Source organism: Chelativorans sp. AA-79, from assembly GCF_029457495.1.
Lineage (GTDB): Bacteria > Pseudomonadota > Alphaproteobacteria > Rhizobiales > Rhizobiaceae > Chelativorans.
This window is the reverse complement of the sequence record NZ_CP120362.1, coordinates 122,756-148,946: the sequence shown is the minus strand read 5'-3', so window position 1 is coordinate 148,946 and position 26,191 is coordinate 122,756. Positions and strand designations below refer to the sequence as shown.

The following is a 26,191-nucleotide window of genomic DNA, read 5'->3' as shown; positions in this document are numbered from 1 at the left end:
ACAGTGCTCGGGAAAGCGCGCAGCGTGCCTGCCGGGGTGATCCTTTCATCCAAAGGCGACGTCCAGGTACATCATGACCACAGCCCGACCGTCAGCCCCAGCGTCGCCTCCTTCTCGAAGCCGTTGCGGTGCGTGTCCGGAATGATCTCATGGCTGATGACATAGACCATCGCACCGGCCGCAAACGTCAGCCCCCATGGCAGGATTAATTGCGAGAAAGCTGACGGCATATCCGTGGATACCCGTAGGGACATGACCGAATTTCGGCTCTGCGAGCAGTGTGGTTACATTTACTCTGAACGCTGTAGAGAGCGTTCAAAGCAAACTGACACGATGGATGAGTGGACCGGCCCGCACGAGCGCAGGCACGGACGGCAAGACTATTGCATGAACCCAGAGCGCTGCGGGCCCGACCGAAAGGCACAAACACATCAGCCGCAGGACGATGACGATGAAGACCGCCTCCTCCTTCCTCCAGATCCTCGCGCTCGGCGCCTGCTTTGCCACGCATGCTGACGTCACCGATGAGCATGTAGCTGGCGTCCGCCGCGCACTGCAGACAATGGAGGCTCCCGCCGGAACCAATCCGAGGTTTGGTGACAAAGCCGGAATCGCCAGCGTGGCCCTGGCGGCCTAAACACTCTCTCGCCCCTGCATTCGCTCCGCGAGATGAACACATTACGCCTTGGTTCGGCGGAGCGGCGAGGAAACAAGTCTTGCCACTCCAGCGGCATCCAGCACCGCGCTAGGCCCGCCGGAATGGTCTCCGTCTTACTTGTGGCTGCACGAAGATTGCACAGGTGATCTTGTACTGCGCAAAAAATTGGTGGACGTTGCATCCAGTCTACCATGGGCGCAACGGCGCCACATTTGAAGCGCCGCATGATGGCGGCCGAAGTCGCCGCCTAGGCGATGCGTCCCTATGCCGAGGAGATGAACCGGATTAACCGTGAGCGACGATGCAATAGCGACGCTTGGCGTTCGGAGCTCCAGAAGGCGGCGGGAACTGGAGAAGGCGGTCGACGCGATCCTAGCAGGCATCCCGCCGCTCAAGTTGAAGGATCAAATCGAGACGCTGCAGTCGCGCAAAGCCGGACTGACAGCCCTGCTCGCCGACGTGCCGGAGGATGTGCCAAACCTGTTGCCGAGCGCGGCGGCGGTCTATGCCTGCGCCTAGCTGTTGATGGATTCCTGCAGCTTTTCGATCGTGGAGAGAATGTCGTCGAAGGACGGCGGGCTGTCGTCGAACATCATCGGCGCCATTTCACGGTAGTCGGCTCTGAGATCCCTGATCCGCGCCTCGTTGGGCATCAGCCGCAAGGTGCCTGGACGCGCCGCATCGTAGTTTGCCCAGCCCGAGCGAAAGAAGGTTGCCTTGTGCTTTGCCACCGTTGCCAGAAGCTCAAGATCAGCGGCAGCGGCCTTGCCCTCATCGGAGCCGAGCAGCATGGCGAGATCATAATAGTGGCGCGAGAAATATTGCGGCGTCGCGGACGCGGCAGGACGATTGGCCTCCGCGTGCAAGGCCGTGGCTTTTTCCCAGAATGTTCGTCGTGCCGAGAGTACTGTGACGGCCGCGTCCGGATCCTCGAAGAAGTCAGGAAAATCCTCGGCCGCGTAAGGGTGGATGACCTTCGTCTCAATCGGCCAAGGGTCGCCGCGGGCACCAAGTTCGAGCTTCACCCGCGGCGTGATGTACGCCATGCCTTGATATTCGGCCGTTGGAAGCGCGATCGGGTAGTGGAAATTCAATGTCTGCGCATCGGCTTCATCGATCGAAAGTGTCCACTTATCGTTTTGCGGTTCGCCGAACTCCTCGACGATCGCGGCGCGAAGGGCAGGAAGCAACCTGTCGGCGATATGCCTCTCGACATCCTCCACCAGGTCATCGATGAGCCGCCCTGCCTTCTTCCGGCTGATGCCCTCTTGCTCCGGATCACGATCACCTGTGTAGCCGAGATCCGCCCGGTCGAAGGACAGGTCGATGTCCTCGGAGAAGCGGCGGATGATGCCGAAGGCTTTGGACAGAGACGTTCCGCCCTTGAAGACCAGGCTGGCGGCCGCGTTCTTCGGAAGACCGAACAATCGCTTCAAGGTCCAGCAGACCCAAAAGTCCTTTTCGATGATCGTGTTGGCAACGCCACGGCGAGCGCCGGTTTCGCCAAATAGAGCTGCACGATCACCTGCCGGAAGACGAGCGACCTTATCCATTTATTGCTTCCGATGCTGTGTTGCCGATCGAGATCAGCGTGGGGCGCATCCAGGTCGGAGCCTGGACCGCGTTGGACGCGAGCAGCCTCTTGTCGCTGGCCGACAGCCGACGGGCTGCAACCCGGGCCACATCAGCGGCGCGGACCGGTCCGACATGGCGGAGAGCTTGGACAACGGTCCCGGCTGGACTGCCCGGCGCGATCAGATGCTTGGGTGACGCGTGTCGGAGATCGATCACGCGCTTGCCTAGCACGATCCGGCGTGAGGGCCCGTCGGTCAGGTAGAGGCTCTTAGCAGGAACCTGCGTCGAGAGGCCGAGTGCATTGGCTGCGTGCGCACCGGCGATCTGCGCGCGCGAACCGGTCTCCCGGGCAAGTGCACGCGCAACGTCATCGGGCGCCGGCGAGAGCGGCCCCAGCTTCGGATGGACCTTCGGATAGTCATAGAGGCCACGCGCCAGGCGGCGCAGCTTCCCACTCTTGACCAAGCGGGAGAGGGCCTGATCGACGGCGGCGCGCCCTGCCACATCCAGAAAGTCACTGGGCGTGAAAACACCGCCACGCCCGCCAGCGCGGACGCGTCGCATGATACGATCGGATACTGGTGTTGTGGCTGCCGTCATGTGTCAGAAAATAGGGTATCTTTTTCTGACAATCAAGAGCGCAGACGACACGTCGCCTTCAGCTTGGGCGATGTGAGTTTCGCCATAAACCATCTGCATGGCGCCGGGCGCGGTCGCCTATACCTGGCTCGGTCATGCCGGACGTGAGGCACTCGCCGGCGATGCCTCCGCGATCCGCTACGGCCTGATAGCGCTCGGACTGCTCGCGGCCATCGCCTTCCTGCCGCGACTGGTCAGGCGATTGCAAGGCGAAAAACACCGGTGGATCGACGTGAGCACACTCGCAGATCGGCTTCACGGGACAGCATCACCGTCGTCGACGTGCGTGGGCCGGACGAATTTGAAGGCGGGCTCGGCCATATCGCCTCGGCGCTCAACCTGCCACTTGGCGAGTTGCCTAAACGTTTGATCGAGATCAGGGCATCTCGGGACCAATCCGTCATTCTCGTCTGCAAGACGGACAAGCGTTCCGCGGCTGCGGCTACGCTCCTCAGCGACGCCGGTTTTCGCGATGTCGGCGTTCTCCGCGGCGGCATGGAGCAATGGAATCGCGAAGGTCGGCCGGTCGAGATCGGCGAAAGAGAGCGAACCGGCCCCAACGTATTACCGGACGCAGGCAGCGGACGGCACAACCACCCTCGAAGGAGCAGGAACATGACAAAAATTCGGATATCGACAGTAGCGGCCGCAGGCGCCGCGATTGCCCTTCTGCCCGTTGCTGCGTGGGCGCAACAGACGTCTCCCGATTTCGGTCGCTATGGGTGGGGCCCGCATATGATGGGATGGGGCGGCGGATGGCCGGGAATGATCTTCGGTCCGATTTTCATGATCCTTGCGCTCGCCATCGTGGTCGCGATCGCCGTTCTCCTCGTGCGCTGGCTCGGCGGACCATGGCAGGCCGCCGCAGCGCATCAGCCGCCACCGGCGCGAACATCGCTCGACATCCTCAAGGAACGCTTCGCGCGGGGCGAGATCGACAAGCAAGAGTTCGAGGAGCGCCGACGTATTCTCGGCGAATGAACCGCATCCACACCGGAGACCACGCGCATGAAGACCCTGCTCATCCTGAATGATCCGCCTTATGGCACCGAGCGCTGCTACAACGCCCTTCGCCTCGCTCACACGCTGATTAAGAAGGATCCGGTGGCGGAGATCACCATCTTCTTGATGGCTGACACCGTCATCGCCGCACGCAAGGGGCAGAAGACGCCGGACGGCTACTACAATATGGAACGCATGCTCAAGCGCGTGCTCGCGAAAGGTGCCGTGTTGCTCTGCGGCACCTGCATGGACGCGCGCGGCATGACAGACGATGATGTCATGGTCGGCGCGAAGCGCAGCACCATGGATGAACTCGGGGATGCGACGCTTGGCGCCGATAAGGTGCTGGTGTTCTGAGCTGATGACCCGGATCTATCTCGACTACAATGCGAGCACGCCGATCGACCCGGCGGCCGTCGCCGCGATCCGGCCATACTGGAGGAGGCCTTCGGCAATCCTTCCAGCGGTCATTGGGCAAGCACGCCCGCCAAGGCCGTCCTGGAGCGCGCGCGCGCCCAGGTTGCCGCGCTGCTCGGCTCAACACCTGCGGAGATCGTGTTCACGAGTGGCGGCAGCGAAAGCAATAATCTGGCGCTTAAAGGTACGTTCTTTGCGCTCCGCGAAAAGGGCGACCACATCATCACGACCACGATCGAGCATCCGGCAGTCCTCGCTCCTCGCCGGTTCTTCGAGTGGCTTGGTGCGAGGGTCACATACCTTCCAGTGGACTCGACGGGCCGGGTCGACCCCGAGGATGTGCACCGGGCGATCACACCGCGCACCATTCTGATCAGCGTCATGCACGCCAACAATGAGGTCGGCACCGTTCAGCCGATCGAGGAGATCGGTGCCATCGCGCGAGAGCGTGAGATCCGGTTTCACACCGACGCCGCGCAGTCGGCCGGCAAGATTCCGGCGCGCGTGGACGATCTTGGCGTCGACCTCCTGACAATTGCCGGGCACAAACTCTACGCGCCGAAGGGGGTTGGGGCGCTGTTTGTGCGCCATGGTGTTGAACTCGAACCCCTGATCCATGGTGCGGGTCATGAGAGCGGCCGACGGGCCGGCACGGAAAGCGTGTTGCTTGCCACCGGTCTGGGCGCGGCCTGCGAACTGGTCCAGGACCTGGTGTCGCTTGGCACTTAATTATGAGAATCATGCCTCAATGATTTCAGATGCTTACGCTGGCACTTAATTTGCGAATGGGCAGTTAATTCGATAATGCGCATTGGTTTTTGTCACTTAATGTGAGAATGAGGTTCGCGATGTTTCCTCGCGAGCCTGCCATGAACGATCCATTTCCTGACGAGATTGACGAAGCGCTTTGGGATGAAGCTTGCCGGCGGGCGGATGCGATCCGTGAATTCCTGAAGCGCAATCCTGACGGTGCGACCGCGGCAGACGTTTCCGGGCTCGCTGCCGAGATGAATGTCAGCCAGGCGACGGCCTACCGGCTGATCAAGCTGTTCCGCGCCGGCGGGACCGTTCTGTCTCTTGTCGATCGTAAGCGCGGACGGCCTGAGGGTCATCGTACGCTGGACGAGAAGCGGGAGGAGATCGTTAGCAAGACTATCAAAAGGTTCTACCTGAAGCGGACCCGACCGACGATCTCGCAGTTGGTGCGGGACGTGCAGACAAACTGCATCTCGGTTGGACTGAAGCCGCCGCATCGCCGAACGATAGTGACCCGCCTCAAGGACATCGACCTCCAGAAACGAGCCAAGCGCCGCGGCGAACAGAAGATCTTCAAGGCGACAACGGCCGTTCCCGGATCGTTTGAGGCCTCTCGTCCCCTGGCAGTGGTGCAGATCGACCATACCAAGGCCGACATCTTCGTCGTTGACGAAGAGACGCGGCAGCCGATCGGACGACCATGGCTGACGCTAGCGATGGATGTCTGCAGCCGGATGGTGACCGGCTTCTATCTCACGATGGAGGCGCCGTCCCGCCTGTCGACCAGCCTGTGCCTGCTACACTCCGTGTTCGACAAATCGGCATGGCTGCGGGAACGCGAGATAACGGAGCCTTGGCCCGTCGCCGGCCTGCCGGACACGGTGCACGTCGACAATGGCCCTGACTTCCGCAGCCGGGCCTTCAAGCGAGGATGCCAGGACGCCGGCATCGCGATCGAGTGGCGGCCACCGGGTGAGCCGCGTTTCGGCGGTCATATCGAGCGCCTGATCGGCACGCAGATGGGGAGGCTGCATCTCCTGCCCGGAACAACGTTCAGCAACGAACAGGAGTTGGGCGACTACAACTCCAAGCGCCATGCGGCCCTGACTCTGAGGGAGCTCGAGCGCTACATCGCTCTCGACATCGTCGGCGCCTACCATCAATCGATCCACGGCAGTCTGGGTCGACCGCCGATCGCGATATGGCGGGAGCACGAGGGCGAAATCCCGCTTCGGTTGCCACAAGATCGAATGCGCTTCTGGCTGGCGTTCCTGCCGGAGCAGGAGCGCACCTTGCGGCCGACCGGTATTCACCTGTTTGGCCTGCGTTATTGGTCCGCGGCGCTCAGCGCCGACGTCGGGCGTTCTGAACGGCGCTTGCTTGTCAAATACGATCCGCGTGACATGGCGCGCATCTTCGTCCGGCGGCCTTCAGGAAACTTCGTGGAAGCCCGCTATGCCGACGTGACGTTGCCTTCGATCACCCTGCACGAGGCGGTGACCGCCCGACGCAGCTTGCTGGCCAAAGGCCGCCGTGAAGTGGACACGCGCGCCATCGTCCGCACCGCCGTCGCACAGCGAGAATTGGTCGAGGTGGCAACCAATAAGACGGCGGCTGCGCGACGCGGGAAGGCTTCTTCGAAATCGAAGGTGGATGATCGGGGATTGGGCTCGCTCCGCGGCGTCGACTCCAGCAAACCTGTACCCTTTGTTGAGGATACAGATTGAGCTGGAGTGAACATGAGCGATGAAATCTCCCACCTGACCACCGGCGCCGCCGCGCTGCTTGCCGAAACCGACGAGCGGCGCATTCGCGCGATACGATCGCGCCGCTGGGTGCTTTACCCTCGCGCCAAACAGGCGCTCGACCGGCTGAGCGCGCTCCTCGACCATCCGCGAGGCACGCGCATGCCCTCGGTCGCGATCTATGGCGACAGCGGCATGGGGAAGACTATGATCATGAAGCGGTTCCGGGACGAACACCCGCCGAGCTTCAATCCGGCGACGGGCACCCTGAAGACGCCGGTCCTTGCTATGGAAATGACCAGCCGCCCCGGTGAACGGCGCTTCTACGCCGAGCTGCTCACCCTTCTCGGCGCGCCGCAGCGGCCGCGCGCCGACATCGCCCAGATGGAACAGGCTGCGCTGCGTATCATGGAGGCCATCGGCGTGCAGGTGCTGGTCATCGACGAGGTGCACAACATTCTCGCTGGATCCTATCGCGAGCAGCGCATTGTTCTGAACACTCTTCGCTTCCTCAGCAATCGTCTGCAGATCTCGCTGGTCTGCTTCGGCGTCAACGATGCGCGCGAGGCGATCAGCGGCGACGTTCAGCTTGCGCGGCGATTCGACCAACTCACACTGAGCAGATGGGCTGCGAACGAGCAGTTCGAGACGTTGGTGGTGTCGATCCTGCGCAACACACCGCTGCGTCGGCCCTCGGTGCTCACGCCGAAATCCTTACGCCGGATCCTACAGATCACCGAGGGGATCACCGCCAACATCTTCCACATGATCAATAGCCTCGCCATCGAGGCCGTCGAAAGCGGCCGCGAGCACATCACCGACGCAGCGATCGAGAACTGGGAGCCGGAATTCGATGCCGAGGCGGCATTCGCATGACGGAGAACACGCCGCCCCGGCAGTTGCCGGTGTGGTTGCCGCCCTATACCGACGAGTTGTTGTCGTCCTGGATTAGCCGGCACGCTGCCTTTTACGTGGTTCCACCCCTCGTCATGCTTCGGCACTTCCTACCGGAGGTTTCCTCATTGCGATCAGCCGATCTCCATCTGAGCAGTGATCAGGAAATCCGCCTCGCCAGCATGTTCGCCATCGAACCGGCCGTCTTGCGTCGAATGACCTTCATCGATGTGCCGAAGTCGTCGCATCGGCTCCTCGCCGCGAGACCAGCGCAGTTCTGCACGAGCTGCAGCCCTGGTGGCCCGGGACCGTCGCCGGTCCTGCGAAGCCAACTGCTGGGATGGCGCATCACATGTCCGCTGTGCGGTGACCTGCTTCGAGCTGAAAACCGGCGCGAACTCCTCCCCTTCCCGCAATATCGCGTTGCGGCACTGCGCGGCGAAAAGCTGCTCGACGATGAAGCCGAACGTGGCATCCGAACGTGGACATCGCCAGCCGAAATCGCCCGGCTTCTCCTGATGCGGCGAGTGATCTGGCCCCTTCCGCGCGAGCATGAGCTTTGGCGCTACAGGGTGCTCGGTGCAATCGTTCCCGATCTCGACCATGTCGTTGCCGCAGAACAGGTGAACCTGCCGACCCCTGCAAAGCCCATCCTGCCGCTTCACTTGCGGCCGGCTCTGCTTGCAGGCGTTGCCATCGTCGAGCGTGCCGGTCCGGAAATGCTCCGGATGCTGCGTGGTCACATGATGGGTGACAACAAGGTCCGATTCACCGACGCCGCCGAGAACATGATCGCTCGGGCCGGCAAGTTGCGAGCTTCTGGGCAAATGCAGTTAATTTGAGAATCTGGCTGCGAGGATTCTCACGATTAGGTGCCCAATCCGGACAAAACCGCCGCATTCTTGCGTTTAAGTGCCAAGCGACAGATCGAGCCGGTCACGTGGCGCGGCGGCAATAATCTGACGGTAGGCCGCGGTCGTCATGGCTTCCCCTCGGGCCCAGCTGTTGGGCTGAGGAGTTGGCGCAGGAACTCCTGCATCCAGATCGGAACGGCCGAAAGCCCGGCGCGCAGATCCTCCCGGATCGCCTCGCCGTGCTTGGGGTCAGACAGTAGCTTTCGCAACGTCGTCGAGATCCGTTTACGCTCGCTGTCCTGGGTCAGCATATCCTGCATCCAGTGCAGGGCCTGGACGACTCGCATCCCCGGCCGATCCGCCCAATAAAGACGGCTCGGAGCCGCATACTTGAAGTGGATTTCCTGGCCGCCGAGTTTGATCGGCCTCAATCTCGCATCGACCAGCACCTCGATCCGCGCGGGCACGGCGGTCGTGAGCCCCAGATCGTTGGCGGCCGTCATGCCATCGATGACGGTGCGCGCGTTGTCGCGGCGCGTTACCGCTCGGATCACGGCGCGATAATCCGGCACAGTGGCCCGGCCGGTCAGGGTGTTCGTTCGGGGCCGGTCATAGAGACCACGGTCAATCCGGCGAATATCCCCGGCGGCCGCTAGGCGCTGCAGGGTTTTGTCCACCGCGGCGCGGGCGCCGAGATCGGCAAAGTCGCCGGGGGTCCAAACTTCCTCGAGCTTGGACTCGATGCGCGCGAGCACGCGCGAGCGAATATCGGTGTCGTGTTCGACTGTTGCCATGTCCGAAATATGCTACAAGTTTCGCACAGTCGCAATAGCCGTCCGAAATATGCTACAAGTTTCGGACAAGCCTGCCATGGAGCACGCACTTAATGACGCTCTCAGAGATGTTTCCGCTGACGCACGCATCGTACCCACAGATTGCGCCTTGGGACGAGGATTTCGACTGGCGGACAAGGGGCGTCGACGTTTGCGACCTCATCGTGCGACTTCAGCACCGGCTGATTGAAGAGAACGACGAGCGGATGCTCGCATTATCGGCAACTATCAGGACTGACATCATCCAACAAACCGCCAGAGCGCCGGACGAGGCCACTGCCAGCTGCATCGACTGCGTGCGGCTCCTAGCGGCGGTCGTTCCGGCGCAGCGAACCCTGTCATTGGGCAAGCTTGGCGATTGCTACGGCTGGGTGCTCTGGGAATATCCCGGGCACACGATCCAGCGGCGAGGGTCAACAACGTGAACTACGCGCTGCCTCCCTATGATGGTGCGCCGCGCGAGCTCAACGAAGCTGTGCTGCCATTCGTCGTCGACTGGATCCACACAGCCTACATGCTCGCCCGAAAATTCGGCGGCCTCGACAACCATTGCCGCGACTTCTTCGACTATTCGAGCCGCGCCGTGCTGAGGGCTCTGGCGAATGGCGATCTCCGCGCCGGCGTGGAGGCGACGATAGCGATGGCCAACTGGGCGACCACACGGGGTCATCTCGGTGCCGAGGGCCTGACCAAAGCGGTGTTTCACCTCGCGCAGCAGGACTTTGTCGACGCCGAGACCAAAGCGCGGATCGAGATGCTTTTCCTGACGCATGCGGCGCAATGGACGGATCGCACGCCCGTCCAATGGGCACGGCACCTCCTCGAGACTCGAAGGGAGCATCTGAGGGAGCATGAGATCTTCCAGGCGATGGCAGTGGCCACCGACGATCTGCCCTCTTGGACGGCCAACAGCGCTGAGATCCTCGCCGAGATCGCTGGCCTCTCCGCCTCTTACTATGAACGTTCGCCCCGCGCCGAGGCGCTTATCTCCCTCGAATCCCGCGCCTCGGTCCTGATGCCGCTGATTTACTGCCTGACGAGGGTGGGCTCGGTCGAAGATATCATGGACGTGCTGTGGGCAGGCGAGGTATGCCTACAATCCCAGTCCGTCGATCGCCGAGCAGTTCGATATCCTCGCTGCCTGACGGACAGGCCGAAATGGCCGTTCACTACCCCATTTCCAAGTTTGCGACAGAACCGTTTCAACAGCTATGAGGTCACTGGGCCTAACAATCGAGCGGTTAACATATAGTGGTTCCGCAAGTGTTTGACCGCCAGTTCCACATCCCCTTTCATAACCGCATCGAAGATCATGCCATGTTCTTTGGCCGGATCTCGCGAGGACCGTTCCTGGCGAACGGAAAGCCGGCGGTACCTATCGGTCCGGTCATTAAGCTGCTTGCAGAACGCCACTAGCGTGGGTAGACCGCATCCCGATACAAGCGCCATGTGAAACCGCTTGTGAAGCTGCTCCCACTCGAGGTTGAACTCGCCGGTACCCTGCCCCTGGAACCGCGGCACGAAGCCGAGCCGATGGTACGCGAGCGCGACGACTTCGAGCCATTCGAAATTTCGCGGTACAGCCATGGCCTTTCTCAATGCTTGTTCCTCGACCAAGCAGCGGGTTTCGAACAGGTCGATTAGTTCATCATGGCTTATCGGTGCCACGCTAAAACCCCGCCGGTCCTGCAGAATCACAAGTTTTTCCATCGCAAGACGACTCAGCGCCTCGCGCAGGGGGCTGATGCCGGTCTGGTACCGCTCCTTTAGGAATTCCATCATCAGATGCTGATTGGGAGGCAGCGCGCCCGAAAGGATGTCCTCGCGCATCCGGCTGTAGACGACCGATGCCCGCGTTGTTGCCGCGGCGCGCCCTGCATCAGACGTCACCGCAGGAAGCATCTCGCCCATTCCCGGTTACCTAGCCGTCCATGAAATCGGGGAAGCTCTATTTCCACTATGCTTCGCCCATGACCGGGTTGCGCAGGTTGCCGATCCCCTCGATCTCGACCTCGCAAATGTCGCCGTTCTTCATGAAGATCGGCGGCTTGCGCGAAAACCCCACTCCTTCCGGAGTGCCCGTCACGATCACGTCGCCAACTTCCAGCGTCATGGCTTGACTAGCATAGGCGATTAAGTATGCCACGTCATAGATCATATTCGATGTATTGGAATCCTGTACCACCTGCCCGTTCAGCCGCGTCTGCAGAGTCAGCTGGCGCCCACCTTCTGGCAATTCGTCCGGCGTGACGAGCCACGGTCCCAGGGCGCCGCTAAAATCGAAATTCTTCCCCATTGTCCATTGCGGACCGCGCTCAAGTTGATAGTCGCGCACCGAGCCGTCATTGAAAACGGAATATCCGGCGACGTGAGCCAGCGCGGAGGCTTGCTCGATATAGCGGCCCGCTTTGCCGATCACGACCGCGAGTTCCCCTTCGTAGTCGAATTGATGCGACACCTTCGGCACCACCATAGCCTGCCCATGTCCAACGAGAGAGGTCAAAGCCCGGATGAAAAACACCGGGAACCCGGGCGGAACGGCACCTGCCTCCGCTATATGATCGCTGTAATTCATTCCGACGCACAGCACCTTTCCCGCGTCGGGCACCAGCGGCAGCAAAGTGACTGCGCCCGGATCGAAAATGGCCGTGGCCGCGGCCTCTTTCGCAGCCGTTTCAGCAGCTTGCAGCGCAGAATAACCCGCCCGAAGCAACTGCTTCAGGCCGCGCGGCAGCGTCGGCGCCGCCCTGGAAAGATCAACGATACCCCCGGCTGTGACAATTCCGACGCAGGGGATTCCGTCTTCATGACAAAAACTTGTGAGCCGCACTATTCATCTCCTGTTCCACGATTTCCCGGCAAGCGTGCACAATGCTGCCAAGGCCGGCCAGCATGATCGCCGTGCTTTTCTGTCATCCCGGAATGAGCATGACCTTGTCGGCCTCGCCCCTCGCAGCCATGTCGAAACCTCGCAGCCCTTCCGCAAGCGGCAACCGATGGCTGATGAACTGGCTCATATCGACGCGACCGCTTTCGATCAGCCGCGATGAATGAACCCAGGTTTCGAACAGACGGCGCCCGTGAATACCCTCCACCCGCAGACCCTTGCGCACCCAGGGTGTGAACTGCATAGGGGTGGTGCTGTCCGAAAGACCGACGAGCCGAAGGCTGCCGCCGGGCGTCAGCGCCTCGACACCTTGTTGCAAGGCGCTGCCGCTGCCGCTGGTCTCAACCACCACATCCATTCCGTTGCCGTTGGACATATCGTTGCAAATGGCGATCACGTCCTGCTCGAGGGCATTGACCACCCGATCGGCGCCGAGCTTGCGCGCCGTCTGCAGACGGTGGGGAAGGACATCCGTCGTCACAATCGACCTTGCGCCGCAGGCCCTCGCCGTGGCTGTGGTCATGGCGCCCACCGGTCCGCAGCCGAGCACAAGAACATTGAGGTTGGTCACGCCTTCGGCCGCTAGAACCGATTGAACGGCGGTTCCGAAGGGCTCCATCATCGCCGCATGCTCATGTGGCAGGGACTTGGAATTGACCCATACGATGGACGCCGGCACCACGACGTGTTCGGCGAAGGCGCCGTTGAAGCTCAGCCCCGGATATGTGGTGTTTTCACACAGATGCGCGCGCCCCATCTTGCACGTGTAGCAGTGGCCGCAGGAAATGTGGCTTTCGCAGCTTGCGTGATCGCCGACCCGGATACCCGCGACTCCCTCGCCGACTGCCTCGACGACGCCGCTAAATTCATGTCCCAGGACGACCGGGAGGGATTTGGCCAGTTTGCGGATCCACGGCACCCAGCGTTGGATGTGCAGATCCGTTCCGCAAATTCCCGCCGCCGAAACACGGATGGATACCTCTCCATAGCCCGGCTGCCTTGGCTCCACGTCATGGAAGCCAAGCGCGCCCGCCGCCGGTGCAATCTTGCAAAGACCGATCATTTCGCATCCTCCGGTGATATGCCGATCGGGACGCTGGCCCGATGGAAACCGCGCAACCTCATTTCAGCAGCCCTGGCAGAAGCAGCGACACTTCCGGCACAAATGTCACAATCAGCAATCCAATCAGCAATGCCGGATAGAACGGCATCACCGCGCGCGTCATAGCGTTTAGCGGCAGGCCGGAGATTTTTCCGACCGCGAATAGCGTTAGCCCCATCGGTGGGGTCAGCAGCCCGATCATCAGATTGAATACCATGATGATCCCGAAGTGTACCGGGTCGACCCCGACCGCCAGCGCCAGTGGCAGAAGCATCGGTGTGAAGATCACGATCGCGGCGCTGGCCTCCAGAAACAACCCGACTGCGAGCAGCAGCAGGTTGATGACCATCAGCGTCGATACCGTGCCCAAGCCGAGATCGCTGAACATCGCGACAAGTTCCTGCGGCACCTTAGAAAACACCAGGATCCAGCCGAACAGTGCCGATGCTCCGACGATAATCAGGACCGAGGCGCTGTCGAAGACCGTTTCGACAACCAGATCCGTCAGCGCTTGGAACGACATTTCGCGGTAGATGAACATCGCCAGAAGGAGTGAATAGGTGACGGCGATCGCCGCTGCCTCGGTCGGGGTGACGACCCCGAAGATCATGCCGCTGAGGATGATGATCGGCGTAAGAAGCGGCAGAATCGCGCGCTTGGTCGCCAAGATCAGGGTGGCCAGATCCGGCCTTGCGCTCTTCTGGTAGCCGCGACGGCGCGCCATCACGTAGGACATGACTATCAGGGACCCGGCCATCAGCAAACCCGGCAGCAAGCCGGCGATCAGGATGGCGGTGATCGAGGTGTTTGCCATGACGCCGAAGATGATCAGCGGAATGCTGGGCGGGATGATCGGCCCGATCGTCGATGACGCCGCCGTGATCCCGGCCGAGAACTCCTCGTCGTAGCCGCTATCGCGCATCGCCTTAATCTCGATCTGCCCCATCCCCATCGCATCGGCCAGGGCCGAGCCGGACATCCCCGCGAAAAATACCGACGACAGCACATTGGCCTGTGCCAATCCACCCCGCCAGTGACCCACCAGGCAGCGGACGAAATCGAAGATTCTTGTCGTGACCGTGCCGACGTTCATGATCTTGCCGGCGAGGATGAACAATGGCACCGCCATCAGTGGAAAGCTGTTCACTCCGTACAGAAACTTCTGCGCGATGATCGTATAAGGCACCTCGGTCGGGCCATAATGCACCAGCATTCCAACCAGGGCGGAAATGCCGATGGCCGTGAAAATCGGCATTCCCAGCAGAGTCAGAATGATCAGCACGCCAAGGAAAAGCAGCAGAAGCGTCATCGCCGGTCTCCGCGCATTTGCCCGATGCAGGCCAGGACGTCGCGCGCGGCGAAGATCATCATCACCGCCGCGCACGCCGTAACCATGGCGTACAGGTATCCGATCCGGAACCAGCTCATCGAGGAGGCAGAGCGTTCCCATGTCCAGACGCTCATTGTCCACGATCCGAAGACCATCGCCAGGAACAGCACGAAGGCCAGCAGGTTCATCAGCGCTTTCACCGAGGCTATTCCCTTGTCAGGCATCCCGCTGATCAGGAAGTCCGTGGCAATATGTCCATGGCGGATCCACAGGATCGTGGCGCCGACAAAGGTGATAGCTGTCAGCAAGAAGCGCGCCAACTCCTCCGTCCAGGCGACCGGGAAGTCTATTGCATAGCGCGCGACTATCTGCAGCATGACACACAAATACATTGCGGCGAATATGGCTGCCACCAGCCACGCGCTAGCCTTCGACACCCCGTCCACCCACGGCGCATTTCGTCTCTCCACAACGAGCTCCTTATCGGTCGGTCTCGTGATCACGCGATTCGGCGTCGTCTGGAAGGTTATTTGAGGTTGTCTTCCAAGTATTTCTTCATATCAGGCGACCAGCTCTTTGAAAGAGTCTCGATCGCTGGAATGACAGCTTTCTTGAAGGCCTCCCGGTCGGGGGTCACCAGTGTCATGCCGCGTTCCGACACCAGCCGGTCGCAGGCCTCTTTCTCCAAGGTGGCGGTACGCGTATCACCAAGTTCGGCGGCCTCTGCGGCGGCTTTCATCAGTACCTCCCGCTGGGTCTCGGTGAGCGTGTCATAGACCTTCTTACTCATGCCCCAGTACCAGGCAACCGGCAGATGCGAGGTCATCATCAGGTAATCCTGAACCTCATGGAGCTTTGCTTGGTCGATGATGATGCAGGGATTCTCCTGACCGCCGATCACGCCCATCTGCAACGCCCCGAATACCTCGGTGAAGGTTACCGGCGTTGGTTTGGCGCCGAGCGTGGACCAGATTTCGATCCAGCTGGCGATCTCGGGGATACGCAGCTTCAGTCCTGCGAGATCCGCCGGTGCCGGGATTGGCTTGTTGGCGGTCAGTTGGCGCTGTCCGCGCCGCATTATGCCGATCACCCTGATCCCGCCGCGCGTTTCGATTTGCGCAATCGCCGCCTTCCCGGCATCGCTTCTCCAAAAGTCGAATACGGCTTCCGTGCTGGGAAAGACAAAGGGCGTTATGACCGCTGAATATTCGGGCACCAGGCCCGAGATCAGTTCATCGCCGTGCAGCGCAAGGGCAACCTGACCGACGCCAAGTTGTTCGATGTTCTCGCGGGTATTGCCAAGCTGCCCCCCCGGAAAGACCGAAATCTTCAAGTCGCCCTTGGACAGTTCCTCAACGCGCTTGACGAAAAAGTCGAGCGCTTCGAACTCCGGACCTGGCGGATTGATCAGAACGGCGAAGCTCAGATCCGTCTCCGCCTGCGCGGAAACCGCCGTCAGGCCCATCGCGCATGCAGCAGCGATCACCTTGAACAGATACTTCATAGCAACTCCTCCCATTTTCCCTGAACTCAGTCTTGCCGTATCGCCCCGCCCGGCGACACCTGGCGCTCCAGCAGTTGCCGGCCCTCGATCAGAGGAACCCCTCCGGCGGGGGCGGGCCCCAGATGTTTACCGCCTTCGGCGAGTCCTCCCACACCTTCGGCTTCTGCGGATAGTCCTTGTGCCAGGGGCGCGCGTCGAACCACCCGAGGTCCTCATCCAGGATTCGGTCGAGCTCGCAGAAGAGTTCGATGATGTTGCCGTCCGGGTCTCGATAGTAGAGAAAGATATTGTGGCCGGGACCATGGCGCCCGGGACCCCAGATGAGTTCGATATCGCGCTGGGCCAGAAGATCGGCGGCGTTTTGCATATGGGCCCAGTCCCGCAACTCGAAGGCAAGGTGATGCATCTTGTTGCCGCTTCCAAGCAGGAAGTTGCAGGTGTGGTGATCGGGATTGCACCGCATGAAGACGAAGAAATCCGAAATCCAATCCGAGACCCTGAACCCGAGTCCCTCTGAATAGAATCCGTGGGTCTTCGCCAGCGTGTCACGGTCAACGACGTTGAAGGCGATATGACCGAGTTTGACCGGTGCGATCCCGGTGCCGGCCGCCCTGTTGCCCGAAGGCCCCGGGCTGCCGTGAATCTGAATGATGGTGCCCTTGGGGTCTAGGAAGCGTAGTGCGGACGAAATCGACGGTTCTGGATCGGTTACGCGTTCGGTGCGGACGCCCAGCGCCTCGATCTGCCGCGACAGCTCTGCCAGATCGGCGTCCACCGCAATCTGAAACGAGAGCTTCGTGCATACGGGCCGAGAGCCCCGCATGAGGTTCAGGCTGTGACGTTCGCGGTCAACCCCCAGATAGGCTTCGGTTGCCGAGACGGAGGTCTGCGCCAGACCCATTACGGAACTGTAGTGCGCAACCGAGCGCGGAAGATCCGGCGTCTCCATCGTCACGGCAGCAAGCCGACATACCCTTACCATCGGAATACACCCCACTTTTTCGTCCGCAAAGCGCTCCTTCCGGCAACAAAAGCGACCGGAGCAACGCGAAATAGATTCGAAAAATCTGTGATCGTCAAGCCGGTTTTCGAAAACGGTGAGAGCGGCGGTGCAAAATAGTCCACGGTCGCGGCGGGATAGTCCCGCTGCGGGCGGCGTAAGAGCCGGCCACTATTTTCCTTCTGCAGTGAGCGCAGGAGGGTTTGGGGATCTACACCGTGGAACTCTATTTGAAGGTGCGACTGCGACGATGTGGCCTTCGCCAGGACGCATTGCCGGTCGCATAATCGGCTGGGCTTTGCCATCCAACTCGCGCTGGTCCGTGATCTGGGCCGTCCGCCGCGCGCAGGGGAAGTCCCGCCTGAGGCCATTGTCTCGGTTGTCGCTGACCAGCTTGGCATCGACGCGGCGGTATTCACGCTCTATGCCCAGCGAGAGGAAACGCGGCGCGAACATGCGCGAGAGATCGTCGCTGCGCTGGACCTCCAGTCGATCGGGCGGAGCGATTACCGCACGCTTATCACCGCGGCCGCGCGCGAGGCGGTCGCGACGGAACAGGGCGCGACGATCACCAGGTCGGTGATCGAGACCCTCAAGGGCAGAAAGCTGCTCGTTCCCGTGCCGGAATTGCTGATACGTCTGGCGATGGCGGGCCGGGCGGCGGCGCGACGACAGGCTTATCGCGAATTGATCCGGGGCCTGGAGCAACCGTCCATCGAAGCGCGCCGCACGAGCTTTCCGCCATGCGTTCTGCGCCGGCATTGGTGGCGTCGGTAAGGATCGCGGCCATCAGCGCCGCCTCGTCGTTCGCGGTCTCGCCGGTGCGATAATGCGTGAAGCTGTCGAGGAACCTGGTCCAGGCTTTGGACCTCGGCAAGCAGGCTGGTGATCCTGATCCGCGGTACCAGAATGTAGAGCCGTCGACTGAGCGCAACGATCCTGTCACGTTCCTCCTCGCGGATCGGTGAGATCGACAGGCCCTTGTCGGAAATCGCCGCATCCGGAATCGCGTTGGCCGCCGCCGCCTTCGCCAGCTCTTTCAGCTTTGCATCGAGCGTGGCGGTGCGTTCGGCCCGCCATTCGGCAAAGCTGTCGGGGATGGCAAGTCCAAGTCGCCCTTCGACGCGCATCAGAGTGAAGATCGACCGTGACAGAAGATAATCCTCGAAGCTGCGCCATGCGCGGCTGCCATTAACCCAGATATCACCGGCCCGCAGGCGCTCCCGCAGGTGAACGAGTACCGCCACTTCCCAGGCGCGCAGGTCGATGTTGACGCCGTCCGAGCGCACGCGCCGCCGCCATTGCGGGTCATGAACGCGAGCGGCAGTTGTGCGTCTCGTCCGTCGCGTCGCGCGCCCAGCGGTGCGGTCGGCGAGCGCGTGTAGATCGAGGAAGAGCGCAAGCTGCTCTACGTCGCCGCGGCCGCTGCCGTCGGCAACTTGATCGGGCTGGATACGATCGGTCTCAACCACGCTCTCGGTTCAGCTGGGACATAAGCCGCCGGCGTTGCGGACTGCGGCGATGTCCTTTTTGACTCCGTTTCAAAAGGAGCCAACGAGGCTTGCCTTCGCGCCCTCGAGCCAAGCGTCCAGTTTTGCGACCGCCTTTGATCGGATCATCTGCTGAAAGTCGTCGATCAGCGTTCGCGCGGTGACGGGGTCAGGAACATTGCTCTCGATTGCCGCGATCAGTGCAGCGTCCGATTTGGATAGGTCGTCACGCGCCAGCGTCATGAGCCTGGCGATGCTTCGTGCCGAAGGCGTGCGGGCAAGTGCGCTTTGATCGGCCCTTTCGGCAAGGCGTCTGCGCCGCGCCCATTCAGAGACGACGCCGATCTGGCCGCGAAAGCCTTCTTACGCATTTCGCGCCAGAGCGCCGATGCATTGCGCGCGCCTTGGTCCCAGCGGCCGCCAAGCCAGGGAAGCCATTCCTCGAGGCGTTGGTGCATGGATCATTTTTCAAGGATCTGCAGATTGGCAGGTAAGATCACCAACAACGCGATGATCCGTGCCCGATGCCCCATAAACAAAACGCCAGCCGCCGTCACCGGATCCCGAAGATGAAATTTCAGGTGACGAACTGGCCGGACTACGAGGCGGGTCTCCGGCAGCGCGGCAGTCTGACACTGTGGCTGACGCCGGAAGCCCTGACCGGATGGCAGGCGCCGCGACGAACGACCCGCGGCGGCCAACCCCGATATTCCGATCTGGCCATCGAGACCGTCCTGACACTGGGCTGTGTCTTCGGGCTTCGCCTGCGCCAGAGCGAGGGATTGATGACCTCGCTACTCGATCTGATGGGCGTCGATCTGCCGGTTCCCGATCATACCACGCTGAGCCGTCGGGCGCAGACATGGGAACCATCGGCCGGGCGGCAGCGGCATCCCGACGGTGACGGCCCGCTGCATGTGCTGGTCGGCAGCACCGGCTTGAAGGTCTACGGCGCCGGCCAATGGTTGGAAGACACGCACGGTGCCAAAACGCGTCGGACCTGGCGCAAACTTCATCTGGCTCTCGATGCCGACAGGGGCGAAATCATCATCCGTTGCCTGACCGACCAGGGCGCCGACGATCCGTCACAGGTGAGGCCGCTGCTTGATCGGATCGACGCAGAGATTGATCAGTTCGCGGCCGATGGTGCCTACGATGGCGGTTCCACTTACGACACCGTCATGAAGCACAACGCCACCGCAAGGATCGTCATTCCGCCACGTTCAACGGCAGTGGAGGGTGACGGTACCGGACCACCCGGTCAAAGGGATGGTCACATCAGGACGACTGCCAATGACGGAAGGCTGAATTGGCAGGCCTCCACCGGTTATGGCAAGCGCGCCCTGATCGAGACCGCCATCGGGCGCTACAAAGGGATAATCGGCAGCCGCCTGCGGGCCCGTTCATTTCCGGCTTCAGCAGACCGAGGTCGCCATCGGCTGTGCCGTTCTCAACCGTATGACAGCATGCGCACGCCCGGAGTCCGTCCGCTGCCTGGCGAGCAACGCATAGCAGGCGGCATCAAAGAACGAAGTGTGCCTGATCCTGCTTTCATGCACCAACGCCCTCCCGTACCGCCTGTTCGCACACCTTCCTCAGCATTCACTTAACTTTACGGTACCTCGCAGTCGCCGGGCAAACGTTCATTTCCAAAATTCGCGTCATAGTACTCCGCTCAAGGCAGTAAGCTGTTGGGAAGGAATGTCACCAATCCCGGGACGAATGATATCAGCAGGATGACGGCTATCCACAGCGCGACGAAGGGGTAGAGGCTGCTGAAGGTGCTGGCGTAGGTGACCCCGCCGATCTTCGCGGCGACCATGCCGAGGATGCCCACGGGCGGCGACACCGCGCCGACGATGAGCGTCATCAGGACGACGATGCCGAAATGCACGGGATCGTAGCCCATCTGCACTGCGATGGGCTGCAGTACCGGGAGCGACAGGATGAGGGCCGGCATGGGCTCTATGAAGATCCCGAGAAGCAGCAGGAAGACAATGAGGATCATCAGGATCGCGGTCGGGTCGGTCGAGATGCTGAACAGCCCATCGAGCACGGCGCCCGCGACTCCAGCCCGCGCCAGCACCCAGGCGAAAAGCGCCGCGCCGCCAAGGTTGATGAGCGCGGCGGCCGTCACCTGGGTCGCCGCCGACAGGTTACGGTAGACTGATGCCGCGCTATGTCTGCGCAGGACCAGTCCGAACAGCAGACCATAGAATACCGCGACCGCTCCTGCTTCAGTCGGTGTAAATATGCCGCCGATTATGCCGCCGACGATGATCAGCGGCATCAGCATGGCGGGGAGAGCCAGAAAAGTGGCGGACGCCATCTCGCGCACGGGCGCCCGATCCCGCCGTGGTACGCCGGCACGCTTTGACAGGTACCAAACGAGGATGATCATGCCGACGCCGGCGAGCACGCCGGGCCCAACGCCGCCGAGAAACAGCCCGCCGATCGATGTGCCCGTGATCGAGCCGTAAACCACGGCGATAATGCTCGGCGGGATGATCGGCGCCATCATCGAGGCGCAGGCAGTGACCGCAACCGCGAGCTGCGGAGGATAGCCGTCGCGGCGCATGGCGGGAATCATCATAGAGCCGATGGCAGACAGGTCAGCGAGCGCCGAGCCTGATATCGCCGCCATGAACATGTTGGTCAGCACGTTGGCCTGCGCTATGCCGCCGCGCAGGTGGCCCATCAGGGCCCGCGACATCGCAACCAGCCGCTCCGTCACGCCGCCGGCGTTCATCAGCTCGCCAGCGAGCACGAACAGCGGCACGGCGAGCAAGGAGAAATTGTCGAGCGTGCTGAAGAAGCGCTGCGGCAGGAGGATGCCGGGAACCTCGCCCTGTACGAGCAGCGCGAGGATCGCTGAAAGCCCCATGGCGAAGGCCACCGGAACGCCCAGCACGAGCATGAGGAAGAACAGAACAAGCATTAGCGTTACGATCATGGGCGCGCACTCCGTGCTCGGCGGATTCGGCGCACCAGCACCACGGACGTGAAGAAAAGGATCAACGCCGCTCCGCAGGGTATGGCGGCGTAGGGGATCGCCATCGACATTCCGGTGCTCGGCGCCAGTTGCGACGAGCCTATCAACGCGAAACGGAATCCATAGAAGAGCAGGAAGAGCGCGAAGGCGATGGCAATGACGTCGATGATGTTGAGCAGGATCAGACGGCGGCGGGGCGGCAGAGCAGCTTCAAGCATGTCGACCCGGATATGCCCCTCGCGCAGACTGACCAGGGCGGCGCCGAGCAGGACGTTCCAGACCAGCCCGAAGCGGACGATTTCGTCGGACCAGAAAATCGACTCGTTGAAGCCGTAGCGCAGCGCCACTTGCAGCAGCAGAATTGTGGCATAGCCGACCAGGATGGTGACTGTTGCCGCCTCGATGACCCGGTAGAGGACGCCGACAAGACCGCGCGCCTGCCCGGTTGTCGGACCGTCGTCGATGTTTTCGCCCGCTCCCATGATCGATCCTCACCTCCTTTTTGGAACTCGGATACTCGATTTCACCTGTATCGGGCGGCAGCTGGCACCGCCGCCCGCCGCAGAAATCAGTCGGCAGCGACCGCACGGACCCCTTCGACATATTCCGCCGCCTGCTCACCGGTCTGGCCCACGAAGGCGTCTACAACGCCGGCGGTGGCTTCCCGGAAGCTGTCGATATCCGGGGTATCGACCAGCGTCATATGCTCGCCGAGTATGCTCCAGTTGGTGCTCTGGGTTTCCTCGACGTTGGACCACATCCATTCGCCGACGGCTTCCACTGCGGCTGCGCGCACGATCGCCTGCTGGTCCTCGGTCAGCTTGTTCATCGTCGCCCCGCTGGCGACGAGGGCGCCTGCGGTGAAGATGTGGTTGGTCCGGGCGGCATGGGTGGTCACCTCCCATATGGCAACGCTGGTGAACCAGTCGGCGGGCGATTCCATGCCGTCGATGACGCCGGTCTCGAGCGCAGTGTAGACCTCAGATGTCGGCATCGGCACCGCATTCGCGCCGAGTGCGCGCGCCATGTCGACGAAGGCTGCGACGTTCGGCACGCGCAGCTTCATTCCCTTGACATCGCCGGCGTCCTCGACCGGCATCTTCGCCACTATGATCCTGAATCCGGCGTTGCCGAAGGCGATGATATCGACGCCGGAGGCAGCGAGAACGTCCTCGCGCACCTTCTCGCCGAGCGGGCCGTAGAACGCGCGCCTGGCATGCTCGCCGTCCTCGAACAGGAACGGCATTGATGCGAACCCCATAGCAGGCACCCATCGTTGCAGCGCGCTGACGTTGGTCCAGGCGAAATCGAGCGTGCCGAAATTCAGCGCTTCGGCCGCTTCTTCCATGCCGAAAAGCTGCCCGGCAGGTCTGATGTCAATGATGATCTCGCCATTCGTACGCTCCTCGACGGTCTTGGCGAAGCGCTCCGCAGTCTGGTGGATAACGTGGGTGGTCGGCACGTGGTGGGAGAGCACCAAATGCGTTTGCGCCTGGGCGCTGCCGATCACGGCCAGGGTGATAGCGAAAGCACCTGCCGTCGTCATTGCGCCGGTGAAGAGTTTGCCGAAGAAAGTCATTCGATCCTCCTGTTGAGTCGGGTGAGGGCCAGCCTCCGCCGGTCGGCCCTGATGTGCTGTTATTGTTCCTGGGCGAGTACGGATAGCTCTTCTTCCGACCCGGGCGCGCTTTCGGCGACCCATTCGGTCCAGTCGGGGATGTCCAGCGACATGCTGGATTTGACTACGTCCTTCCAGGTCTCGCCGTCGTCCTGGGTGAACAGCAGGCGATGGGCCTGGATCAGGCTGCGGATGTAGGAGTCGAACTGCTCGCCCTCGAAGCTGGGGATGTCGTAGATCGACCCGCGCACGGTATCGGCGATAGCCTGGAAATTCTTCGGGTCGTTCATCCATACATTGGCCTTTGCCAGTGCCTCGACCAGTGTCTCGACCTTGTCCTGGTTGTCGTTTACCCAGTCGCTGCGGCCCCACAACTGTACGAAGGACAGGTTGAGGATAGGCCGGAAGGTTTCCGGATACTCGTCTTCGTCCATTTCGGGCTCAAGGTAGTTGAACAGGACCGGGAAGCCCTTCGTGGTCAGCGGAATGCGAGTCTGCGGGTTCATGCAGCCGGCATCGATCGCCCCCTGTTCAAGGGCTGTGCCGGTGCCCAGTTCGGTGCCCGTGCTGACAAAGGTGTAGTCCGAGCTGGACAGTCCGGCGGCGCGAAGCGCCTCCTCGCAAATCATGTGCCCGGCGGCGCCCAGCGCCAGGATGCCGATGCTCTTGCCGCGCAGCGCCTCAAGCGACTGCGGCCATCCCGTCTCGGCGCCCTTGGAGCCAACCAGCGAGACGAACACCTTTTGCAGGCCCGACACGGCGGACAGTTCGATCCCCTCCGCCAGCAGGGGCGCCACGTTGAGCGGCGACAGGATTGCGAGATCGATCGATCCAGACACCAACGCGTTCGCCGCTTGTGGCCCCGTCTGCACGGTAATGAATTCAACGTTGACGTTGTTAGCTTCGAAAAACTTCTGTTCCTGCGCGATGAGGGGCAGGATCTGCGGGCCTCCTTGGTAGACTTGGAACTTGATCGCGGGACCGTCCTGTGCCCAGGCGGGTTGTGCCGCGAGGACCGCCGCAGCGAGTGCGCCGGCTATCAGCGGCCCGCGATGCGCTTCCTCTCCGCTGGCAAAACGTGTCAGAACCGCTCCAGCGACCCTCGGATATGACTTGAAAAAATAGATCATGATATCTTCCCTGTTGGTCAGCAGCGGGTCAGGCGTGCGGCTTCGTGACGCCCCTGTGCAGGCGCGCTGCCTACGTGGGTGACGCAACGCCACCCTGTTCAAATTGCCGCCAGCGCAGCAGCCTGCGCTCGGCCAGTCGCATGAGGCCCGAAAGCACCGTGGCGACGATCGCAAGCAGCAGGAGCGCGGCGAAGAAGTCGGCGGTGCGGTATGTCGCGAGCGTGATCTGAAGCTGTGCTCCCAGCCCAACTGCGCCGGACAGCATTTCTCCGACGACCGCAGTCAAAAATGAGTAGGTCAGTCCGAGCTGCAGCCCGGCGAAAATCGTCGGCACCGCCGAGGGAAGGATGAATTTAACGAACAGCTGGAAGCGGGATGCGCCTAGAGTGCGGGCTAGAAGCAGGTGATCTCGAATAGCATTCTGCAGCCCTGCATAGGTGTTGAAGACGATGATGAAGAACACCACCGAAAACACCAGCGCGACGCGCGAACTCGTATCGAGACCAAACCACAGCACAAAAAGGGGCGCCAGGGCGAGACGAGGCAGGTTGTTCAAGCCGGTGAGAAAGGGTCGGACAACGAGATTCACGCGCGGTGCCTGATACAGAATGACGCCTACCACCATTCCAACCGCAGAGGAGATGAAGAAACCGACGAGCGTCTCGTAGACCGTCACAACGAGGTCAAGCAGCATTCGTCCGAAAACAACGTTGTTCCAGAGGCTCACCAATATGGAAGTCGGCTTGGAAATGAATATCTCGGGAACGACGCCGAACTCGGCGATTGCCTGCCAGGCGGCCAGCAACACCAGGAGAAGTCCGATCTGCGCGGCGATGATCGTGATATCGTCGCGACGCCTGGCGGCGGCCTGTGCCAGCGGTTCGAGCGTGTCCGGCCCGCCATCGGCGACCAGATCCCCATCGATTGAGTCCGCCGAGTGCGTCATTGCGCGACCCTCTCGGGTGCGGGTGGGGATGCCGCACCGTCTGCAGAAGCGTCCGCTTCAAGGAACTCGTCCTGCAAATCCCGCCAGATGCGGCCGTAGATTGCGTGGAAGCGCGTGTTGCCCTGAAGGGCGGCCATGGAGCGCGGCCGGGGCAGGTCCACCTCGTGGATCGCCTTGATGCGTCCCGGTCGTTTGGTCATGATCGCCACGCGGTCCGACAAGCCCACCGCCTCGGTCAGGTCGTGGGTGATCAGGACCACCGTCATCTTGTGGTTTTCCCATGCCCGCAGAAACTGGTCGTGAACCGCGAGCCGGGTCTGGGCATCGAGGGCGGAGAAGGGCTCGTCCATCAGAATGAGGCGCGGGCGGGCGCCGAAGGAGCGAGCCAGCGCAACGCGCTGGCGCATGCCTTGTGACAATTGCGCAGGAAAATGATACTCGAATCCGGCGAGACCCATCGCGGCGAGCGCCGCGCCGGCCCGCGCCATCCGTTCCTTGCGCGGAACGCCGTACATTTCCAAAGCGAGTTCCGCATTCTCCTGCGCGGAACGCCATGGCAGGAGTGAGTCCCGCGCCAGCACGTAGCCGGTGCGGGCATCCCCCGCCCTTGGCTCGACGCCGAATACCTTCAAGGAGCCTTGCTCCGGCCTTCCGAGCCCCGCAATCATATTGAGCAGGGTGGTCTTTCCACAGCCGGACGGACCGATAACAGAGAGGAACTCACCCTCCATAACGGAGAGATCGATTCCGGTGAGCGCTCGAATGCTGCTCCCAGCGCCAGTGAACCAGTGGCTTACCTTCGAGACTTCCACCAGCATG

The 26,191-nt window shown here is 61.8% G+C and carries 26 protein-coding genes and 5 pseudogenes; 12 read left to right on the top strand and 19 right to left on the bottom strand.

The features are described 5' to 3' along the window. Positions 1 to 45: 45 nt before the first annotated feature. Positions 46 to 221 (bottom strand): annotated as a pseudogene (locus tag PVE73_RS26655) (ZIP family metal transporter); the annotation flags it as partial. A gap of 230 nt (positions 222 to 451) precedes the next feature. Between PVE73_RS26655 and PVE73_RS26650 the strand changes: the two are divergent. Together PVE73_RS26650 and PVE73_RS26645 are read left to right on the top strand one after the other, a co-directional pair. Then, on the top strand, positions 452 to 637 hold the full coding sequence (locus tag PVE73_RS26650; RefSeq protein WP_277367631.1) for a hypothetical protein: 186 nt from the start codon (positions 452 to 454) through the stop codon (positions 635 to 637). Between the two features lie 312 nt (positions 638 to 949). Then, the gene (locus tag PVE73_RS26645) at positions 950 to 1,177 is read left to right on the top strand and encodes a hypothetical protein (RefSeq protein ID WP_277367630.1); all 228 of its coding nucleotides are present in this window, start codon (positions 950 to 952) and stop codon (positions 1,175 to 1,177) included. On the opposite strand, the gene PVE73_RS26640 is transcribed toward PVE73_RS26645, so the two are convergent. After that, a complete protein-coding gene (locus PVE73_RS26640; RefSeq protein ID WP_277367629.1) occupies positions 1,174 to 2,211 on the bottom strand; it encodes a nucleotidyl transferase AbiEii/AbiGii toxin family protein in 1,038 nt (345 codons plus the stop codon). The genes PVE73_RS26645 and PVE73_RS26640 overlap by 4 nt on opposite strands. Continuing rightward, on the bottom strand, positions 2,204 to 2,797 hold the full coding sequence (locus tag PVE73_RS26635) for a DUF6088 family protein (protein WP_277367628.1): 594 nt from the start codon (positions 2,795 to 2,797) through the stop codon (positions 2,204 to 2,206). Before PVE73_RS26635 ends, PVE73_RS26640 begins: the two co-directional genes overlap by 8 nt. 690 nt (positions 2,798 to 3,487) lie before the next feature. On the opposite strand from PVE73_RS26635, the gene PVE73_RS26630 reads away from it, so the two are divergent. From PVE73_RS26630 to PVE73_RS26605, 6 genes and pseudogenes are all read left to right on the top strand, one after another. After that, entirely contained in the window at positions 3,488 to 3,853 is a 366-nt protein-coding gene (locus PVE73_RS26630) for an SHOCT domain-containing protein (RefSeq protein ID WP_277367627.1), read from the top strand. 27 nt (positions 3,854 to 3,880) lie between these two features. Beyond that, entirely contained in the window at positions 3,881 to 4,231 is a 351-nt protein-coding gene (locus tag PVE73_RS26625; protein WP_277367626.1) for a DsrE family protein, read from the top strand. Between the two features lie 4 nt (positions 4,232 to 4,235). Continuing rightward, positions 4,236 to 5,002: pseudogene (locus PVE73_RS26620) on the top strand (cysteine desulfurase family protein); the annotation flags it as partial. Between the two features lie 158 nt (positions 5,003 to 5,160). Then, complete coding sequence (locus PVE73_RS26615; RefSeq protein ID WP_277367625.1) at positions 5,161 to 6,774, top strand: Mu transposase C-terminal domain-containing protein; 1,614 nt, start codon at positions 5,161 to 5,163, stop codon at positions 6,772 to 6,774. 12 nt (positions 6,775 to 6,786) lie between these two features. Further along, on the top strand, positions 6,787 to 7,668 hold the full coding sequence (locus PVE73_RS26610) for a TniB family NTP-binding protein (protein WP_277367624.1): 882 nt from the start codon (positions 6,787 to 6,789) through the stop codon (positions 7,666 to 7,668). Further along, positions 7,665 to 8,528, top strand: coding sequence for a TniQ family protein (locus PVE73_RS26605; protein ID WP_277367623.1), 864 nt, complete (start codon positions 7,665 to 7,667; stop codon positions 8,526 to 8,528). The genes PVE73_RS26610 and PVE73_RS26605 overlap by 4 nt, the downstream gene beginning before the upstream one ends. A 137-nt stretch (positions 8,529 to 8,665) precedes the next feature. Here PVE73_RS26605 and PVE73_RS26600 read toward each other — a convergent pair whose 3' ends face one another. Next, a complete protein-coding gene (locus tag PVE73_RS26600; RefSeq protein WP_277367622.1) occupies positions 8,666 to 9,334 on the bottom strand; it encodes a DUF6088 family protein in 669 nt (222 codons plus the stop codon). Positions 9,335 to 9,426: 92 nt separating this feature from the next. Here PVE73_RS26600 and PVE73_RS26595 point away from each other — a divergent pair, with 92 nt between their 5' ends. Next, entirely contained in the window at positions 9,427 to 9,798 is a 372-nt protein-coding gene (locus PVE73_RS26595; protein ID WP_277367621.1) for a hypothetical protein, read from the top strand. Continuing rightward, positions 9,795 to 10,625: a hypothetical protein gene (locus PVE73_RS26590; RefSeq protein ID WP_277367620.1), complete on the top strand. Its 831-nt coding sequence runs from the start codon at positions 9,795 to 9,797 to the stop codon at positions 10,623 to 10,625. The genes PVE73_RS26595 and PVE73_RS26590 overlap by 4 nt, the downstream gene beginning before the upstream one ends. Here the strand turns inward: PVE73_RS26590 and PVE73_RS26585 are convergent. The 7 genes from PVE73_RS26585 to PVE73_RS26555 all read right to left on the bottom strand — a co-directional run bounded on the left by PVE73_RS26585 (position 10,583) and on the right by PVE73_RS26555 (position 17,178). Beyond that, entirely contained in the window at positions 10,583 to 11,284 is a 702-nt protein-coding gene (locus PVE73_RS26585; protein WP_277367619.1) for a GntR family transcriptional regulator, read from the bottom strand. The two genes, PVE73_RS26590 and PVE73_RS26585, sit on opposite strands and share 43 nt — an antisense overlap. A 46-nt stretch (positions 11,285 to 11,330) precedes the next feature. Further along, positions 11,331 to 12,203 carry a fumarylacetoacetate hydrolase family protein gene (locus PVE73_RS26580; protein ID WP_277367618.1) on the bottom strand — a complete coding sequence of 291 codons (873 nt, stop codon included), beginning with the start codon at positions 12,201 to 12,203 and terminating at the stop codon, positions 11,331 to 11,333. An 82-nt stretch (positions 12,204 to 12,285) separates the two neighbouring features. Continuing rightward, positions 12,286 to 13,323, bottom strand: a complete 1,038-nt coding sequence (locus PVE73_RS26575; RefSeq protein WP_277367617.1) for an alcohol dehydrogenase catalytic domain-containing protein — start codon at positions 13,321 to 13,323, stop codon at positions 12,286 to 12,288. Positions 13,324 to 13,381: 58 nt separating this feature from the next. Then, entirely contained in the window at positions 13,382 to 14,671 is a 1,290-nt protein-coding gene (locus PVE73_RS26570; RefSeq protein WP_277367616.1) for a TRAP transporter large permease, read from the bottom strand. Continuing rightward, positions 14,668 to 15,162: a TRAP transporter small permease subunit gene (locus PVE73_RS26565; protein ID WP_277367615.1), complete on the bottom strand. Its 495-nt coding sequence runs from the start codon at positions 15,160 to 15,162 to the stop codon at positions 14,668 to 14,670. Before PVE73_RS26565 ends, PVE73_RS26570 begins: the two co-directional genes overlap by 4 nt. 56 nt (positions 15,163 to 15,218) lie before the next feature. Beyond that, positions 15,219 to 16,196, bottom strand: a complete 978-nt coding sequence (locus PVE73_RS26560; protein ID WP_277367614.1) for a TRAP transporter substrate-binding protein — start codon at positions 16,194 to 16,196, stop codon at positions 15,219 to 15,221. Between the two features lie 88 nt (positions 16,197 to 16,284). After that, positions 16,285 to 17,178 (bottom strand): VOC family protein, encoded by an 894-nt coding sequence (locus PVE73_RS26555; protein ID WP_277367613.1) that lies wholly within the window; start codon positions 17,176 to 17,178, stop codon positions 16,285 to 16,287. A gap of 264 nt (positions 17,179 to 17,442) precedes the next feature. On the opposite strand from PVE73_RS26555, the pseudogene PVE73_RS26550 reads away from it, so the two are divergent. Continuing rightward, positions 17,443 to 17,919 (top strand): annotated as a pseudogene (locus tag PVE73_RS26550) (DUF4158 domain-containing protein); the annotation flags it as partial. Positions 17,920 to 17,926: 7 nt separating this feature from the next. On the opposite strand, the pseudogene PVE73_RS28285 reads toward PVE73_RS26550, so the two are convergent. Both PVE73_RS28285 and PVE73_RS26540 read right to left on the bottom strand, forming a co-directional pair. Next, a pseudogene (locus PVE73_RS28285) lies at positions 17,927 to 18,529 on the bottom strand (Tn3 family transposase); the annotation flags it as partial. A 208-nt stretch (positions 18,530 to 18,737) separates the two neighbouring features. After that, positions 18,738 to 18,929: a hypothetical protein gene (locus PVE73_RS26540; protein WP_277367611.1), complete on the bottom strand. Its 192-nt coding sequence runs from the start codon at positions 18,927 to 18,929 to the stop codon at positions 18,738 to 18,740. A gap of 281 nt (positions 18,930 to 19,210) precedes the next feature. Between PVE73_RS26540 and PVE73_RS26535 the strand changes: the two are divergent. Then, positions 19,211 to 20,198: pseudogene (locus PVE73_RS26535) on the top strand (IS5 family transposase). A 163-nt stretch (positions 20,199 to 20,361) separates the two neighbouring features. On the opposite strand, the gene PVE73_RS26530 reads toward PVE73_RS26535, so the two are convergent. From PVE73_RS26530 to PVE73_RS26505, 6 genes are all read right to left on the bottom strand, one after another. Next, the gene (locus PVE73_RS26530) at positions 20,362 to 21,639 is read right to left on the bottom strand and encodes a TRAP transporter large permease (protein WP_277367610.1); all 1,278 of its coding nucleotides are present in this window, start codon (positions 21,637 to 21,639) and stop codon (positions 20,362 to 20,364) included. Beyond that, entirely contained in the window at positions 21,636 to 22,160 is a 525-nt protein-coding gene (locus tag PVE73_RS26525; protein WP_277367609.1) for a TRAP transporter small permease, read from the bottom strand. The genes PVE73_RS26530 and PVE73_RS26525 overlap by 4 nt, the downstream gene beginning before the upstream one ends. A gap of 86 nt (positions 22,161 to 22,246) precedes the next feature. Continuing rightward, the gene (locus PVE73_RS26520) at positions 22,247 to 23,257 is read right to left on the bottom strand and encodes a TRAP transporter substrate-binding protein (protein WP_277367608.1); all 1,011 of its coding nucleotides are present in this window, start codon (positions 23,255 to 23,257) and stop codon (positions 22,247 to 22,249) included. Positions 23,258 to 23,316: 59 nt separating this feature from the next. Then, positions 23,317 to 24,426 carry an ABC transporter substrate-binding protein gene (locus tag PVE73_RS26515; protein WP_277367607.1) on the bottom strand — a complete coding sequence of 370 codons (1,110 nt, stop codon included), beginning with the start codon at positions 24,424 to 24,426 and terminating at the stop codon, positions 23,317 to 23,319. 70 nt (positions 24,427 to 24,496) lie between these two features. Continuing rightward, entirely contained in the window at positions 24,497 to 25,372 is an 876-nt protein-coding gene (locus PVE73_RS26510) for an ABC transporter permease (protein ID WP_277367606.1), read from the bottom strand. Continuing rightward, positions 25,369 to 26,190 (bottom strand): ABC transporter ATP-binding protein, encoded by an 822-nt coding sequence (locus PVE73_RS26505; protein ID WP_277367605.1) that lies wholly within the window; start codon positions 26,188 to 26,190, stop codon positions 25,369 to 25,371. The genes PVE73_RS26510 and PVE73_RS26505 overlap by 4 nt, the downstream gene beginning before the upstream one ends. Position 26,191: the final 1 nt, after the last annotated feature.

Coding starts and splice junctions, on each gene's coding strand:
- PVE73_RS26650 (WP_277367631.1), top strand. CDS start 452: ATGAAGACCGCCTCCTCCTTCCTCCAGATCCTCGCGCTCGGCGCCTGC.
- PVE73_RS26640 (WP_277367629.1), bottom strand. CDS start 2,211: ATGGATAAGGTCGCTCGTCTTCCGGCAGGTGATCGTGCAGCTCTATTT.
- PVE73_RS26635 (WP_277367628.1), bottom strand. CDS start 2,797: ATGCGACGCGTCCGCGCTGGCGGGCGTGGCGGTGTTTTCACGCCCAGT.
- PVE73_RS26630 (WP_277367627.1), top strand. CDS start 3,488: ATGACAAAAATTCGGATATCGACAGTAGCGGCCGCAGGCGCCGCGATT.
- PVE73_RS26625 (WP_277367626.1), top strand. CDS start 3,881: ATGAAGACCCTGCTCATCCTGAATGATCCGCCTTATGGCACCGAGCGC.
- PVE73_RS26615 (WP_277367625.1), top strand. CDS start 5,161: ATGAACGATCCATTTCCTGACGAGATTGACGAAGCGCTTTGGGATGAA.
- PVE73_RS26610 (WP_277367624.1), top strand. CDS start 6,787: ATGAGCGATGAAATCTCCCACCTGACCACCGGCGCCGCCGCGCTGCTT.
- PVE73_RS26605 (WP_277367623.1), top strand. CDS start 7,665: ATGACGGAGAACACGCCGCCCCGGCAGTTGCCGGTGTGGTTGCCGCCC.
- PVE73_RS26600 (WP_277367622.1), bottom strand. CDS start 9,334: ATGGCAACAGTCGAACACGACACCGATATTCGCTCGCGCGTGCTCGCG.
- PVE73_RS26595 (WP_277367621.1), top strand. CDS start 9,427: ATGACGCTCTCAGAGATGTTTCCGCTGACGCACGCATCGTACCCACAG.
- PVE73_RS26585 (WP_277367619.1), bottom strand. CDS start 11,284: ATGGGCGAGATGCTTCCTGCGGTGACGTCTGATGCAGGGCGCGCCGCG.
- PVE73_RS26575 (WP_277367617.1), bottom strand. CDS start 13,323: ATGATCGGTCTTTGCAAGATTGCACCGGCGGCGGGCGCGCTTGGCTTC.
- PVE73_RS26570 (WP_277367616.1), bottom strand. CDS start 14,671: ATGACGCTTCTGCTGCTTTTCCTTGGCGTGCTGATCATTCTGACTCTG.
- PVE73_RS26560 (WP_277367614.1), bottom strand. CDS start 16,196: ATGAAGTATCTGTTCAAGGTGATCGCTGCTGCATGCGCGATGGGCCTG.
- PVE73_RS26555 (WP_277367613.1), bottom strand. CDS start 17,178: ATGGTAAGGGTATGTCGGCTTGCTGCCGTGACGATGGAGACGCCGGAT.
- PVE73_RS26540 (WP_277367611.1), bottom strand. CDS start 18,929: ATGACGCTGGCGCGTGACGACCTATCCAAATCGGACGCTGCACTGATC.
- PVE73_RS26530 (WP_277367610.1), bottom strand. CDS start 21,639: ATGATCGTAACGCTAATGCTTGTTCTGTTCTTCCTCATGCTCGTGCTG.
- PVE73_RS26525 (WP_277367609.1), bottom strand. CDS start 22,160: ATGGGAGCGGGCGAAAACATCGACGACGGTCCGACAACCGGGCAGGCG.
- PVE73_RS26520 (WP_277367608.1), bottom strand. CDS start 23,257: ATGACTTTCTTCGGCAAACTCTTCACCGGCGCAATGACGACGGCAGGT.
- PVE73_RS26515 (WP_277367607.1), bottom strand. CDS start 24,426: ATGATCTATTTTTTCAAGTCATATCCGAGGGTCGCTGGAGCGGTTCTG.
- PVE73_RS26510 (WP_277367606.1), bottom strand. CDS start 25,372: ATGACGCACTCGGCGGACTCAATCGATGGGGATCTGGTCGCCGATGGC.
- PVE73_RS26505 (WP_277367605.1), bottom strand. CDS start 26,190: ATGCTGGTGGAAGTCTCGAAGGTAAGCCACTGGTTCACTGGCGCTGGG.